At 64.2% G+C, this 14199-nt stretch carries 17 protein-coding genes (1 of these 17 only partly in view); 9 read left to right on the top strand and 8 right to left on the bottom strand.

Annotated features, from left to right (window positions below; all coding sequences use genetic code 11):
- Nucleotides 1-115: 115 nt before the first annotated feature.
- Nucleotides 116-484, top strand: a complete 369-nt coding sequence (locus C479_RS01200; RefSeq protein WP_007696611.1) for a HesB/IscA family protein — start codon at nucleotides 116-118, stop codon at nucleotides 482-484.
- A 102-nt stretch (nucleotides 485-586) separates the two neighbouring features.
- On the opposite strand, the gene C479_RS01195 is transcribed toward C479_RS01200, so the two are convergent.
- Genes C479_RS01195 through C479_RS01180 form a run of 4 tightly spaced genes read right to left on the bottom strand, consistent with a single transcriptional unit; the run spans nucleotide 587 to nucleotide 3229 of the window.
- A complete protein-coding gene (locus tag C479_RS01195; RefSeq protein WP_007696610.1) occupies nucleotides 587-787 on the bottom strand; it encodes a dodecin in 201 nt (66 codons plus the stop codon).
- Between the two features lie 48 nt (nucleotides 788-835).
- Nucleotides 836-1486: a hypothetical protein gene (locus C479_RS01190; protein ID WP_049907003.1), complete on the bottom strand. Its 651-nt coding sequence runs from the start codon at nucleotides 1484-1486 to the stop codon at nucleotides 836-838.
- Nucleotides 1479-2093, bottom strand: a complete 615-nt coding sequence (locus tag C479_RS01185) for a hypothetical protein (RefSeq protein WP_007696608.1) — start codon at nucleotides 2091-2093, stop codon at nucleotides 1479-1481. Before C479_RS01185 ends, C479_RS01190 begins: the two co-directional genes overlap by 8 nt.
- A 53-nt stretch (nucleotides 2094-2146) precedes the next feature.
- Nucleotides 2147-3229 (bottom strand): metal-dependent hydrolase, encoded by a 1083-nt coding sequence (locus C479_RS01180; protein WP_007696606.1) that lies wholly within the window; start codon nucleotides 3227-3229, stop codon nucleotides 2147-2149.
- A gap of 234 nt (nucleotides 3230-3463) precedes the next feature.
- On the opposite strand from C479_RS01180, the gene C479_RS01175 reads away from it, so the two are divergent.
- Nucleotides 3464-4669: a pyridoxal-phosphate-dependent aminotransferase family protein gene (locus C479_RS01175; RefSeq protein ID WP_007696605.1), complete on the top strand. Its 1206-nt coding sequence runs from the start codon at nucleotides 3464-3466 to the stop codon at nucleotides 4667-4669.
- 200 nt (nucleotides 4670-4869) lie between these two features.
- Here the strand turns inward: C479_RS01175 and C479_RS01170 are convergent, their stop codons facing one another.
- Together C479_RS01170 and C479_RS01165 are read right to left on the bottom strand one after the other, a co-directional pair.
- Complete coding sequence (locus tag C479_RS01170; RefSeq protein WP_007696604.1) at nucleotides 4870-5175, bottom strand: DUF7116 family protein; 306 nt, start codon at nucleotides 5173-5175, stop codon at nucleotides 4870-4872.
- A 74-nt stretch (nucleotides 5176-5249) separates the two neighbouring features.
- A complete protein-coding gene (locus C479_RS01165; protein ID WP_007696603.1) occupies nucleotides 5250-5489 on the bottom strand; it encodes a DUF5816 domain-containing protein in 240 nt (79 codons plus the stop codon).
- A gap of 158 nt (nucleotides 5490-5647) precedes the next feature.
- Here C479_RS01165 and C479_RS01160 point away from each other — a divergent pair, with 158 nt between their 5' ends.
- Nucleotides 5648-6058 carry a universal stress protein gene (locus C479_RS01160; RefSeq protein WP_007696602.1) on the top strand — a complete coding sequence of 137 codons (411 nt, stop codon included), beginning with the start codon at nucleotides 5648-5650 and terminating at the stop codon, nucleotides 6056-6058.
- Between the two features lie 55 nt (nucleotides 6059-6113).
- On the opposite strand, the gene C479_RS01155 is transcribed toward C479_RS01160, so the two are convergent.
- The gene (locus C479_RS01155) at nucleotides 6114-7082 is read right to left on the bottom strand and encodes a mechanosensitive ion channel family protein (RefSeq protein ID WP_007696601.1); all 969 of its coding nucleotides are present in this window, start codon (nucleotides 7080-7082) and stop codon (nucleotides 6114-6116) included.
- Nucleotides 7083-7265: 183 nt separating this feature from the next.
- Between C479_RS01155 and C479_RS01150 the strand changes: the two genes are divergently transcribed.
- The 6 genes from C479_RS01150 (at nucleotide 7266) to C479_RS01125 (ending at nucleotide 13714) form a co-directional block, all read left to right on the top strand.
- Nucleotides 7266-8327 carry a Gfo/Idh/MocA family protein gene (locus C479_RS01150; protein WP_007696600.1) on the top strand — a complete coding sequence of 354 codons (1062 nt, stop codon included), beginning with the start codon at nucleotides 7266-7268 and terminating at the stop codon, nucleotides 8325-8327.
- Between the two features lie 127 nt (nucleotides 8328-8454).
- Nucleotides 8455-9432 carry a sugar phosphate isomerase/epimerase family protein gene (locus C479_RS01145; protein ID WP_007696599.1) on the top strand — a complete coding sequence of 326 codons (978 nt, stop codon included), beginning with the start codon at nucleotides 8455-8457 and terminating at the stop codon, nucleotides 9430-9432.
- Between the two features lie 80 nt (nucleotides 9433-9512).
- On the top strand, nucleotides 9513-10643 hold the full coding sequence (locus C479_RS01140; RefSeq protein ID WP_007696598.1) for a Gfo/Idh/MocA family protein: 1131 nt from the start codon (nucleotides 9513-9515) through the stop codon (nucleotides 10641-10643).
- Between the two features lie 76 nt (nucleotides 10644-10719).
- Nucleotides 10720-11946 (top strand): HD domain-containing protein, encoded by a 1227-nt coding sequence (locus tag C479_RS01135; protein WP_007696597.1) that lies wholly within the window; start codon nucleotides 10720-10722, stop codon nucleotides 11944-11946.
- 139 nt (nucleotides 11947-12085) lie between these two features.
- Nucleotides 12086-13129: an amidohydrolase family protein gene (locus tag C479_RS01130; RefSeq protein ID WP_007696595.1), complete on the top strand. Its 1044-nt coding sequence runs from the start codon at nucleotides 12086-12088 to the stop codon at nucleotides 13127-13129.
- Nucleotides 13130-13222: 93 nt separating this feature from the next.
- On the top strand, nucleotides 13223-13714 hold the full coding sequence (locus C479_RS01125) for a universal stress protein (protein ID WP_007696592.1): 492 nt from the start codon (nucleotides 13223-13225) through the stop codon (nucleotides 13712-13714).
- Between the two features lie 117 nt (nucleotides 13715-13831).
- Here the strand turns inward: C479_RS01125 and C479_RS01120 are convergent, their stop codons facing one another.
- A protein-coding gene (locus C479_RS01120) for a biotin--[acetyl-CoA-carboxylase] ligase (RefSeq protein ID WP_007696591.1) crosses the window boundary here: on the bottom strand, nucleotides 13832-14199 show its end. 550 nt of this gene lie beyond the right edge of the window; 368 of the gene's 918 nt are visible here — the last part of the coding sequence; the start codon falls outside the window, past its right edge; the stop codon is at nucleotides 13832-13834.

The raw sequence follows: 14199 nt of genomic DNA, 5'->3' as shown, positions 1-14199 counted from the left end.
TTGCATACCGTTTTTCGGGGCACTTTGACGACCAGCCTCAGAATGTACGGATTTGACACGCTGGCGAACCACCGGAGGCGTCACTGTTAACATCGTTGCCGCTGTACCCCAATCCATGAGTACCGAACCGGCCACGAGCGGGGAAGCCACGGCCCGGATCGAGGTCACCGAGGAAGCGGCGTCGCAGGCGCTCGCACTGCTGGAAGACGAGGGCCTGGATACAGACATCGCGGGGCTTCGACTGTTCGTCCAGCAGGGTGGCTGTGCGGGGCTGTCCTACGGGATGCGGTTCGACGACGAACCGGACGAGGACGACACCGTCTACGAGCACCACGCCCTTCGCGTGTTCGTCGATCCGGCGAGCATGAAGTACATCGAGGGCTCCGTCCTCGACTACGAGGACGGATTACAGGCAGAAGGGTTCCACGTGGACAACCCGAACGTGGTCAGCGAGTGCGGCTGCGGCGAATCCTTCCGAACGTAGTTGGCCATCCTATTCTTCGTCGTTTCCAGTCCGCTTCTCCGTCGCTGACGGTCCTGTTCGCTATCGTTGGCAGTCCTATCCTCCATCGTACGGCCGGCGTCCTCACCCTTCGAGTTCGAACGCGACGGTGACTTCGGCCTGGTACTGCCGGTCGTCGACCGACGCGACTTCGACGCCGAGTTCGTCGACCTCGACCCACTGGACGTTCTGGAGGGTCGACTCGGCGCGATCGACGGCATCGTCGGTCGCCGCCTCGAAGCTCTCGTCGCTCGTTCCGATCAGGGTAATCTTCTTGAAAACCATTGCGTCTCGGACTACCAGCACGAGCGACATAAATCCACACGACCGTTGCTAGTGCTCGAACCGTCCGCGGAGGGCACTCACGACGTCAGACAGGTACACGCCACCCCAGAGCGCGACGAGGAGGCCGCCGATCGAATTGAAGACCAGATCGAGCATGGTGTCTTCGAGTCCGTACTGCGTGAGGACGGCCTCGATGCCGAATTGCTCGGCCGCAAGGGCGATCGTGAATTCGAGAACTTCCCAGAGCACGCCGAACGCGAGGACGAACAGAAGGATGAACACGGAGATGAACTTGTCCGGAAAGTGGATGCCCTCTGCGTGTTCGTGGAGCGCCCGGACCGTCGCGTAGCCGACGGCGGCGACGACCGACGCGGAGAGGGCGTGCGTGAGGTGGTCCCACCACCAGGTCTGGCTGTAGAACGTCGCCGAGGCGCCCGGTTGGCCCACCGTTCCGAGCGCGTGAAGGAAGACGGCGGACGTGATCCACAGCGTCAGGCGAGGGTCCATCGGGATATCGTAGTCCCGTCTGAGTATCGGCGGCAACTGGGTGACGGCGATCGCGACGCCGGTGTTGATGAGGATGCCCACGTCCCCGCGGTCGATCCCGATAAAGAACATGCCAACGAGGCTCAACTCCATCAGGTAGGTGAGTTGGCGCTGCCGTCGCTGTGAGGTGAGCGCATGCCGTACCTTACTCATGGGGCTCACCTGGTGGGCTGTCGATCTCGGCTAGTCGCCCGTCGATACGTGCGAGCCGGCGGAAGTACACCTCGAAGATCGCACCGGCACCGAGCCCGGCACCGGTCGAGTAGACGAATTCCCACATCACAACGTCGTGATCGGTCGGAAACGGCACGCCGAGGAGGCTCGCGAGCCACCACCGAAAGAGGGCCCAGATCGCCGCGGCGGCCATCGTCGTGATCGCGACGAAGACGATCGCGAACCCGGCCGTCATCTCGACGCTGGTGAACGCCTGCAGTTCGACGGCCAGGACGAGCGCGACGGCTGCGACCGACAGATACGCAGTGAAGTGACCGGTCGTTCGTGGGCCGCCCAGTGCCAGTCCGAACATCGGCAACGCAGCCAGGAAGAGTACCTCCCAGGGGAGCATCACTCGCCAAGAGCGAAAACTCACGGGCGGGATAACGGCGAGTGACAGCAACACGATGGCGAACGCGATCCAGAGCGGTCGACCTGCCGCGAGGGCTCCTCCCCCGCCGACGCCGATCGCCCCCACGACGAGCCAGGAGACGATCGCGTTCTCGCGTCCGTCGGCGAGCAATCGATCGAGACCGATCTGAGACACGGACTGACCTCTCTCCCGTTCGCCTAAAAACGTATTCCCCGGCGAGTCGTCCGTTAGCTGACTAACAGGTATCCCATCGTGTAGGTCAGGAGGGCGGCGGAAATCGCGCCGATTGCGGTGAGGACGCCAGCGAGGACGTCGTCGAGCGTCGGCGGTTCGAGCTCGGTCGATGCTGATGGGGGCAGAGTACGCCGGATAGAGCAGAGCCGTGACCAGCCACCATCGCCGTTCGGTTCACCCATCGACCACCCGAATGGTCCCGAACGTGATCCACCGAGGCCGAGGGAGAACGGAACCGTCCGAATCGTGCCGACGAGAACCCCGACGCCGAGGATGGAGAAGACGAAGTGATAGGAGACGTCGAGTGTGGGCGGGGTGAGGAAGAGGACCGAGACGCCATAGAGTGCGCCGACGCTCCCTCGTACGTCGAACGCTACTACTGGGTCCCGTTCCGTCAGGTAAAAGACGGTGAGTGTGGCGAACACAATGGCGCCGAGTTCGACTGCGAACGCGGACAGGAGGTGGAGCGTGGGGTCCGAAGAGACGATCACGCGTGCCTCGAAGAGCGTTCGATCGAGCGGGAACAGGAACGCGGGCGGATCACCGGTCAACAAGTCCCCCCACGGATGCGACCACAGCCCCCAGAGCGCGGCGATTCCGATCCAGGCAGGGGTGAGAGTCGTTTCACGCGTTGCGACGACGGTGACGAGCCCACCCGCGACGAGGAAGACTGTCAGAACCATCGCGGTGAGCGGGCCTGCGGCGACTGCGAGTACAACGAGGCCGCCACTGAGGACGACTGCCGCTCCGAGGGCGACTCGTCGGGACGGTCCGCTGATGGCGGCGGCGAGGAATCCGAACGCTGGCGCCGCGATCGTCGCGACGAGGAGCGAGTGAGTAATCGAGCGATGTGTCGCCCGACTGGCGTCCCAGAACGCGGTCGGTGCCGAAACTGATCCGTCGGCGGTGACCCAATGGGCCAGCCCGACGAACGCGTACGCCACGTCGACGTCGGGAACGGCGGCGAACGCGCCGGCGACGATGCCGAACGCGAGCGCCGTCCGGACCCTCCAGCCACGCCAGTCGGCGAACAGGGCGGCAACGGCGAACGCGAAGAGGGCGTGTCCAACGAACACTGGATGGGACGTACGTAGTCGAACGAGATAAGCGATTCGTGAATTGGTGATAGGGTGTGTCATACCTTCTGGTCGCCTCTCGCGTGCAGGTACTACTCGCGAGCGGTGACCCATCGGGAGTACCCGTGGTGGGTGGTCCACTTGGAGGACTCGTGGCTGTTGTTCCAGCGGCAGTACCGGTACCGACTCGCCGGGGTCGGTAGGCCTTTGGGCGTTCCCGCGGAGAATGTGCGCATGGATCACCACTCCGCTGGCGAGGCCACTGCGCCTGCTGTCTCAGAACTCGATCCGCCGAATCGAACGCTGATGGGCCCGGGTCCGAGCGACGTGCATCCGCGCGTCCGGCGGGCCATGAGTACGCCGCTCGTCGGCCACCTCGATCCGTCGTTCGTCGATCTCATGGACGAGGCGCAGGAACTCCTGCGGTACACCTTCCGCACGGGGAACGAGTGGACGATCCCCGTCTCGGGGACCGGCTCGGCCGCCATGGAGGCCGCCATCGGCAATCTAGTGGAACCCGGTGAGACGATGCTCGTGCCCACGAACGGCTACTTCGGCGGTCGGATGGCCGAGATGGCACGACGGGCGGGCGGCGACGTCGTCGAAGTCGACGCGCCGTGGGGCGAACCGCTCGATCCGGCCGATGTCGAGTCGGCGCTGTCGACACACGACCCCGACATCTTCGGCTTCGTCCACGCGGAGACGAGCACTGGCGTGTTACAACCGAACGTGCCAACATTAACCGAGGCCGCACACGACCACGGTGCCCTCGTCGTCGCCGACGCGGTCACCTCACTCGGCGGCGTCGAACTTCGGGTCGACGAGTGGGACATCGACGTCGCGTACGCGGGTCCGCAGAAGTGTCTGTCCTGTCCACCGGGCGCGAGTCCGCTGACACTCTCCGACGAGGCGATGGAGAAGGTCCTCTCGCGTGAGGAGGCACCGCGATCGTGGTATCTCGATCTGTCGCTGCTCGAAGGCTACTGGGGCGATGAACGCGCCTACCACCACACGGCGCCGATCACCAACGTGTACGCGCTCCGTGAGGCACTGCGACTCGTCGCCGAAGAGGGGATCGAATCTCGCTGGAGACGACACGAACGCCTCGCAAGCGCGCTAAAAGCTGGCGTCGAGGGGATGGGGCTCGAGATGAACGCCCCGGACGCCTACTGGCTGCCCAGCCTGAACGCCGTTCGCGTCCCCGACGGCGTCGACGACGGGGAGATCTGCCAGACAGTTCTCGACGATTACGACCTCGAGATCGCCGGCGGTCTCGGTGACCTGGCCGGCGACATCTTCCGCATCGGCTGCATGGGTCACGCGGCGAGCCCGGCAAACGTTGTCCTCACGATCACGGCACTCGGCGACGCCCTGGCCACCGCCGGTGCCGACGTCGATCCGGACGCCGGCGTCGCGGCCGTCCGCGAAGCGCTGCGATAGGCGGTCGCTTCTTGACGCGTCACGACGACAGGACCTGTCACGAGACCGGTCGCAGTTTTCCGGTCCATTCGCGGGCCTACGTCGGTCCCACTGAGACGGACACCGGTCTCTCATTACGAGCGGCAGATCTGTACAGGGAAGTTGTGATCTGAAAACGGAGATCCGAGCGACGAACCGGTAGGGTGGCGATCGAATGACGCTCAGGTCAGGACGGGCGGCGCCCGTTCGACCTGGTACTCGTCGCCGTCGGCCACGATGATCGCCCACTCGTAGGCTGGCTGGTGCCGTTCGAGGCGCCGTTCGAGGGCGTCGACGTCCGCTGGTTCGGCGACGAAACAGCGGTATTCCGCCATCTCCTCGTCCTCGACCGTCTGTGTCGTGCTCACGTGGACGACTTTCCACGCGCGTTCGGCACGAAACTCGGGTCCGTCGCCGTCGACGACGTAGCCGAGGTCGGTGAAAATCGATCTGGCCTGTTCTGCGAGCGGCGTGGTACCAGAACCCATTCCGGTTGATCGTACGGGCGCAAGTGTGATAAGCGTTTGCACGGTGCCGAATCGCCGTGTAAATTGCCACGCGATCACTCGTGAGCCGCGTCCCACTCGGTCGGTTTCCGCTGATTACCGCACCGATTGCACTGGATCCGTCCCATCGCGTCCATGGCCGTGTCCACCGATTCACACGCACTACAGAACCAGCCGAATCTGTCGTCGCCGGATCGAGTCGCGTAGGCGACGAAGAACGGCCCCTTCGAGCCGCGGTCGCCCTCCGATCTCGAGAGATACAGGGTACCGGCGAGTTCCGTATCGATCGGTTCCATGAACGGATGATGGGGGCCCGTGCGTAAAGTCGTGTCTTTCCACGACGCATCCGTCGTGTTCGGCACGTGATGAGGTCACTCAGTCGACGGTAGCCAACGCCGCCGAACGACCCCGACAACTGAAAGGTTTACCACTGACCGTGCCGTTTTTCTCGTTGATGACACTGATCGTGGCCCCGGTTCGGTACCCGCTCGACCATCGGTCCAAGGCCACACTCACGCGAGCGATCCAGTTGATGGAGGACCGAGATGCCGATCTGACCGTCCTTCACGTCAATCTCTATCAGAACGGCCACCGCGTCACCCGTCGAGACCTGAAGGAAGCGGTCGAACGGGAGTTCGGCCGCGTCACCAACGGTCGTTTCGTCGTTCGAACCGGGTTCCTAGTCGAAGAGAGTATTCTTGACGAAGTTGCTGCCGAAAACGCCGACGTCGTCGTCGTGGGTCGGGAGCAGTCGAGTCTGTGGCGTCGTCTCCTGCGTCGACTAACGAGCAATCCCAACATCGACGAGTACCTTCGCAGTAACCTCGATTGTGAAATCGTCACGGCCGAAGCGACGCCGTCCTGAAAGGACACCGGATCCGTTCTCTGCAAGCTGACCGATCGTTCCCGTGTGCCGCTCGTTACTGTTCGCTATCCGCCCGCTCTGCGTCCCGTGAACGCGTCGGGGTGTCAGTTTGCATTGCCCCGTGTTCGACCGCATCGTTGAAGACGAGTTCGCGATGCGGATACGCGAATTGGACATCGGTGTCGGCGTAGCGTTCGCGGACGCGCTGGGCAACGATCGACCGGGCGCGCGTGAGTTTGTACGGCTCTTTCACCCAGAATCTGAGGACGAGCCTGACGCCGCTATCAGCGTAGGCCTTGACGTCACAGAGCGGCGAGGCCGTGTAACGTGCGCTGCCGACACGGACGTCGGGCCCACCACCGACGACCTCGTCGACCGACCGGGCCGCCCGTTCGGCATCGCGAATCGCCTGGTCGAGATCGCTCTCGTAGGTGACGTCGTACTCGATCGAGACGCGCGTCCGTTCGTCTTCGGCGGAGTAATTGAGCACGTCCCGTTCGTGTACGTCGCTGTTTGGAACGACGAGAATCGTGTTCTCTAGCGTGACGATCTTCGTGTACCGGATCGTGATGTCCTCGACGAAACCGACGTGATCCTGATCGACGATTTCGATCATGTCGCCGATCTCGAACGGCTTGTCGGTGAGGATGAACAGGCCGTGGATGAGACTGCCGATAAGGGGCGCGAGGACGACGGCAACCACGGCCGATAACACACCGACCGAGAGGAGTATCTCGACGTTGCCGATGCCGAGCACGAGCGCGGCGGCCATGAACGAGACGAGCAGTACAGAGAGGCGAATCGTGCGAAGCACGGACCGGGTTACGCTCGGTCGCTCGATCCGCTGGGCGACGGTCCGACCGGCGAGTCTGACCACGAGTTTCGATCCGTACCACCCACCGACGAGGATGATGAGGGCGATCGCGACGCTCGTGAGCATCTCGTTGTCCCTCGACCAGTCTCGTATCGACGTGAGCAACGGCGAGGAGACGACGTCGGCGACGACCCGCTCGACGACTCGCATGACTTGCCCGTTGCCGTCTCGTGGGTTAAACGTTCTGACCGACCCCGTTGCTCACCCAGTAGCGCCCGCAGCGACGAGCGATCGATGCGATGAACGCGACTCTCGTCTCGTGCGATCGCCCACCGGTTCAAAGACGGTCGGGTGCGTATGTCCGTCTGTCGCGCAGTCCATAGTGGGGCTACCATGACACGTGATCGCTCGTCTATCCGGACGGGAATCGTCGGCCTGGGGAACATCGGGCAGTACCACGGCCAGCGATTGCTGGATACGGGCGTTTCGCTCGTCGGCGGGGTCGATATCGATCCACGCGCTCGCGAACAGTTCGAACGTCGGTACGACGCGCCGACGTACGACCGCGGCGACCCACTTTACGAGTCGGTCGACGCGCTGGTGGTGACGACGCCCAACGAGTATCACGAACCGTACGCGGTCGAGGCGCTCGAACGCGATATCCACGTCCTGATCGAGAAACCGCTCGCACACACCGTCGAGAGCGCGGAACGCATCGTCGAGGCCGCTGCCGACTCCGAGGCGGCCTGTATGGTCGGGTTCAACAACCGCTTTTCCAACACGGTGGCGGTCATCAGGGATCGAATCGATCGTGGCAAGCTCGGCGACGTGAGACACGTCGAGGCCAACTATGTCCGCCGACGCGGCGTTCCCGGACGGGGAACATGGTTCACTCATCGGGAACGAGCCGGTGGCGGTGCGTTGATCGATCTGGGCGTCCACGCCATCGACCTGGCTTTGTACGTCCTCGACTTCCCGGCCCCCACGGTCGTTCTTGGGAGGACCAGATCGGACTTCGGGCGGCGCGACGACTACGTCTACCTCGAAATGTGGGGCGAGGACGCGGGTCCGGAATCGTTCGACGTGGAGGACTCGGCGAGCGCGTTCGTCCGGACTGACACCGACCAGACCATCTCGCTTGAGGTCGCCTGGGCGACGAATCGGCCGGCGACCCACGAGTTCGTCGTCCACGGCACCGAGGCCGCCGCCAAGTTCGACCTCATCGAACACGATCTCACGATCCACCGCGCGCGGACGAACGGACCGGCCGCGCTAGAGGATACGTCCGTCAGAACCCGCGACGTCGATACTCATCGCAAAGAACAGCAAGTGTTCTTCGATGCGATTCTCGACGGGGAAGATCCCTCGAACGTCGCCGAAGCGTTCACCGTCCAGCGCATCATCCAGGCGATCTACCGGTCGAGCAAGCGTGGCGAGGCGGTTTCGCTCTCCTGATCGATCGTTCCGGCTATCGATCGAGCGCAGTTCGAATGTGAGTCGCCGCTTGCGTTGCCTCGCGGGAGAGCCACGCGCTACTCGGACCGTGTCCTGGTTTTATCGACGCGGCTGTGGTCGATGGGCCATGGATCTGGGTGTACACACGCCGGCGCTGGCAGATCGATCGTTCGAGGATGTCCTCGAATATCTGTCCGACTTCGGTGTCTCCGCCGTCGAACCCGGTGTCGGCGGCTTTCCCGGAGACGACCACGTGGCGCGAGCGACGTACCTGAACGACGACGAAGCGCAGATTGAACTTCGGGACGCCCTCGATCGTTACGGGATACGAATCAGTGCCCTTGCGACGCACAACAATCCACTCCACCCGGACGAGGCACGTGCATCACGGGCCGACACCGAACTTCGGGAGGCGATTCGCCTGGCTGCCCAGCTCGATGTCTCGACGGTGACGTGCTTCTCCGGGCTTCCGGCGGGGAGCCCGGACGACGAGACGCCGAACTGGATCACGGCACCGTGGCCGCCCGAACACGAATCCGCGCTTTCCTACCAGTGGAACGTCGCGATCGAGTACTGGGAAGAAATTGCCTCGGTCGCCGACACCCACGGCGTCGACGTGGCGATCGAGATGCATCCGAACATGCTCGTGTACGAGCCGACGGGACTGCTGCGACTACGTGACGAAACGGGTCCGCGAATCGGTGCCAATTTCGATCCCTCGCACTTCTACTGGCAGGGTATCTCGATCACCGACGCGATCCGGGCGCTCGGGGAACACGACGCGATCCACCACGTCCACGCAAAGGATACGCGCCGGTACGACGCCAACGTGCGAGTGAAAGGGGTCCTCGACACGACGCCGTTCGACCGAGAACGCGACCGTTCGTGGCTGTTTCGCTCCGTCGGCTACGGCCACGGCGCTCGCCACTGGAAGGACGTCGTCTCGACGTTGCGCCTCGTCGGCTACGACGACGCCATCAGCATCGAGCACGAGGATTCGCTAACGAGTTCCGAAGACGGTCTCGAGAAGGCCATCGAGTTTTTGGCGCCGATCGTCTTCGAGGGCGAACCCGACGCCCCGTTCTGGACCGAAGGCATCGACTGAGGGCGTCGGACGAAAGGCGGGAAATAGACTGGTTGCCGGCTGTGAATAATTGCTAACTGTCGCGTCGGCGAAGCGTCCGCATGGCACTCGACGTCGGCGTCCTCGGCTACCGGTTCATGGGTACCGCCCACGCCAACGCGTTCGCCCGGCTCCCGATGTTCTTTCCCGACACACCGGCCGTCACGCGTGACGTCTTGATCGGGCGTGACGAAGAGGCCCTGGAGAACGCGCGGACGCGACTCGGGTTCGATCGGACGGCGACCGACTGGCGATCGGTCGTCGACGAGGTCGACGTCTTCTACAATCTCGGACCGAACTTCCTGCACGCTGAACCGTCGATCGCGGCGCTCGAGGCCGGCGTCTCGGTCTTCTCAGAGAAACCGCTGTCGGCGACGCTCGACGGCGCCACTGAGATGGCAGCAGCCGCCCGTTCGGCCGGTGTGCCGACGGCGTGTGGCTTCAACTACCGGTTCGTTCCGGCGATTCGATACGCGCGCGAACTGATTCAGTCCGGCACGCTCGGCGACATTCGGACCTTCCGTGGACGCTACCTGCAGGACTGGCTCGTCGATCCGGAGGCACCGTGGTCCTGGCGGCTCGACGCGGAGTTGGCCGGTTCCGGTGCGCTCGGTGACCTTGGCGCACATACGGTCGATCTCGCCCGATTCCTCGTCGGAGATGCACCCGGTGCCGGTCGGATCGAACGCGTGAGCGGGCATCTGCGAACGGCCGTGACGGAACGACCCGTGGAAGACGCTCCTGGCGAAACCCGACCCGTGACCGTGGACGACGAGTACACCGCCCAGCTCGCGTTCGAAGGCGGCGCGACCGGCATCCTCGAAGGCTCTCGGATCGCTCCGGGTCACAAGAACGACCATACGATCGAAATCCACGGGAGCGAGGGAAGTCTCCGATTCTCGCTCGAGCGACTCAACGAGCTAGCGGTGCTCGGCCAAGACGACCGAGGGTACGAGACCGTTCTCGTCACCGACGAAAGCGATCCCTACATCGATCACTGGTGGCCACCGGGCCACGTCCTCGGGTGGGAACACACGTTCGTCCACGAGAACGCATCGTTCTTGCAGGCCATCGCCGATGGAGCGGCGTACGAGCCGTCGTTCGCGGACGGTCTGGCTGCCCAGCAGGTCCTCGCCGCGATCGAAGCCAGCGACGAGTCGGGATCCTGGGAGCGGGTTTTACGAGACGAGTGAGTCGTCGCAAGCGTGATGCTGTCCATCGCGAGCCACTCCGGTGACAATTTTATGGGTGCCCCTCGATGAACCGACAATGAAAGTGATCAAAGACAGCGTCCACGATCACATCGCCGTCGACGGCGTGGCCAGGGCGCTGCTCGATACGCCGGCACTCCAGCGGTTGCGCCGCATCTCCCAACTGGGGACCGTCTCACTCGTCTATCCGTCGGCGAATCACTCCCGGTTCGAACACAGCCTCGGCGTCTACCATCTCGCCTGTGAAGCACTCGAGCAACTCGGGATCGAGGGAATCCAGGCCGATCGAATCAAGGCTGCGGCCATGGTGCACGACGTCGGCCACGGGCCCTACAGCCACAACGTCGAGGATCTCATACAGCGACGGACCGGCCGGTACCACGACGACGTCCACGACCTGCTCGCCGACGGTGAGATCGGCGACGTCCTCCGTGATCACGGCCTCGAACCGGATCGAATTGCCGACCTCGTTGCGGGCGACGGGGAGTTCGGCCAGCTCGTCTCCGGGGAACTGGACGTCGATCGGATGGACTACCTCGTCCGCGACGCCCACCACACCGGTGTCCCCTACGGCGCGATCGACCACGGTCGGCTGGTTCGAGAACTGCGCTACGTCGACGGCCAACTCGTCCTCGGTGAGGGGAACGTCCAGACGGCCGAGAGTCTGCTCGTCGCCCGGGCGCTGATGAACCCGACAGTCTACAGCCACAGCGTCGCCCGTATCAGCAAGGCCATGCTCAGACGGGCGACCGAAGCGCTCCTCGACGCCGACGGAACCGACGCCCGGACGCTCGCCTGGATGGACGATGCCGAACTCGTGGTTGCCCTTCGCGAGTGCGAGGCCAGTCACCCGATCGTCCGGCGCCTCGACGAACGGCGACTCTACAAGCGGGCGATCTGGGCGGAGATCGACGACGTGCCGGGCGGTATCATCGAAGCCTCACACGACGATATCGTTCGATTCGAACGCGAGATCGCAGCCAGAACCGACGTTCCCGAAGATCACGTCATCCTCGACGTGCCGAGCCGTCCGTCGATGGCGGAATCTACCACGCGCGTAATGGTGAACGGCGAGGTTCGCCAACTCGGCCACCAGTCACCGCTCGTCGACGCACTCCGGTCTGCACAGTACGCCCAGTGGCGCCTCGGCGTCTACAGCCCCGCCGACGAACGCGATCGGGTCGGCCGTGCAGCGGTCGACGTGCTCGGGCTGGACATCGACGGGCCCCTCGTGAGCGACGTTCGAGACGGGCTCTACACCACGCTCGATCATTTCGCCGAGTGAGCTCGCTCCGCCGCATCGGATTCTCGTCAGTTGCCAGGACGCCGAATGGATTCTCGTCCGTCGCGATAACCTGAGTGCGATCGGAATAACGCATCCTCGCCTTCGAACGCTTCAAGGAGAGACCGGTCGAATCGTCGCTATGGAACTCGCCGGAACGATCCTTCGCGGTCCGGATTTTGAACCGATCGAGGGGCGGATCGTGATCGAAGACGGTCGAATCGAAGCGATCGAGGAGGCGACGAACGTTCCCGATCGCATCGTGTCGCCAGCGTTCGTCAACGCCCACACCCACCTCGGCGATTCGATCGCGAAAGAGGCCGGTCGCGGCCTCTCGCTCGCGGAACTCGTCGCACCACCTGACGGGCTGAAACACCGACTTCTCCGCGAGGCCGATCGTGACGAGATGGTTCACGCGATGAAACGGTCGCTCGAATTCGCCCTGGCAACCGGGACGGTCGCGTGTCTCGACTTCCGCGAAGGCGGCGTCGAGGGTGTCTCACGACTGGAGGAGGCCGCGAGTGATCTTCCGATCGACGCCTACGCGTTCGGACGCGAATCGGTCGAGGCGATGGAAGCAGGCGACGGGTTCGGCGCCAGTGGGGCGAACGACGCCGACTTCGAGCGAGAACGGCGCGCGACTGCGGCAGCGGACAAACCGTTCGGCATCCACGCCGGCGAAGCCGATCCGAGCGATCTCGACCCCGCGCTCGACCTCTCGCCGGAGTTTCTGGTCCACGTCGTTCACCCTGAACCCCGCCACCTGGAGCGGATCGAATCGGACGCGATCCCGATCGCCGTCTGCCCACGCTCGAACCTGGTCACGGGTGTCGGCGTTCCCCCGGTCGACGAACTCGCTCGCCGGACGACGGTCGCGCTCGGCACCGACAACGTGATGCTCAACTCGCCGTCGATGTTCCGGGAGATGGAGTTCCTCGCGAAACACACCGCGTTAGTAGCACCGGCGATCCTCCGGATGGCGACCAGAAACGGGGCCGACCTCCTCGGCCGCGACGACGGTCTGATCGAGCAAGGACGGCCGGCGAATCTCCTCGTCCTCGACGCCGACACACCCAACCTCGCTGGCGTTCTCGACCCCGTCAGGGCTGTCGTCCGTCGAGCTGGACAGGGTGACGTCGCCGACGTGATCGTCGACGGTCGGTCCGTCGAGATGAGTGACTGGTAATCCGCCCAGGTAGCTCCGCTCGCACCCGATATGCTTCGGTTCGAAACCGCGATACGCCTATTAGGATAGAGAGTTACATGGTACCATACCACGATGTACGACCGTCTTCTCGTCCCGACCGATGGATCGTTCGCCGTCGAACGAGCCATCTCGCACGCGATCGACCTCGCCGAGGTTCACGACGCGGCGATCGATGCGCTCTACGTCGTCAACGCAACCAGTTACGGCGGTCTCCCGATGGAGACCGCCTGGGACGGGATCGGACGCGCACTCGAGGACGAAGGAGCGGCGGCCGTCGAACGCGTTCGAGAACTGGCCGCCGAGCGGGAGGCAGACATTCCTGTCCGAACCTGCGTCGTCAACGGTTCTCCCAGCCGATCGATCGTCGAGCACGCACGATCGAACGAGTGCGATCTGATCGTGATGGGGACCCACGGACGCGGCGGGATCGACCGACTCTTGCTCGGCAGCGTCGCCGAACGCGTCGTCAGATCCGCCCCGATCCCGGTGACGACGGTTCGCGTCGGTGACGACGAGGGAGACGAGGCGGAGGGGCGGTCCGAGGCGGTCGCAACCGCCGAGTGACACCGAGACGGGCGTGAGTCCGTTCGCTGAATGGACGTAGCAGAGAGGACATAGCGGGTTGGCTGCGAACGGGTGTGAATACCAATTGTGCGGGGACGGGCACCTGGACAGGCCGGATCAGGACTGATCGGGCGCCGGCCTCAGGTGCTCGCAGTCGCCCGCCGTCACGGTAACCCGGTCGTCGTCCGTCTCGAGAACGAGCGCGCCCGACTCGGTGACGGCGACGGCTGTTCCCTCGATCGTCCGCTCCCGGTGGGTGACGCTCACCCGCTGACCCAGCGTCACGGCGAGTTCGCGCCAGCGGTCGAGCGTGGCCGAAAGATCGTTGCGCCGCGCGTCGAAGCGTTCGAGCAATCGCTGGAGAAACGCCCGCCGGTCGACCGCACTCGCTTCCTGGGCGATCGAGGTGGCGCCAGCCGGAAGGGCCGACGGGTCGACGTTCGCGTTGACGCCGATGCCGCAGACGAGCCACGAGATACGGTCGG

It is taken from the genome of Halovivax asiaticus JCM 14624 (assembly GCF_000337515.1).
GTDB lineage: Archaea > Halobacteriota > Halobacteria > Halobacteriales > Natrialbaceae > Halovivax > Halovivax asiaticus.
Note: the sequence above shows the minus strand (reverse complement) of the source record. Positions and strands in the feature narration are given on the sequence as shown.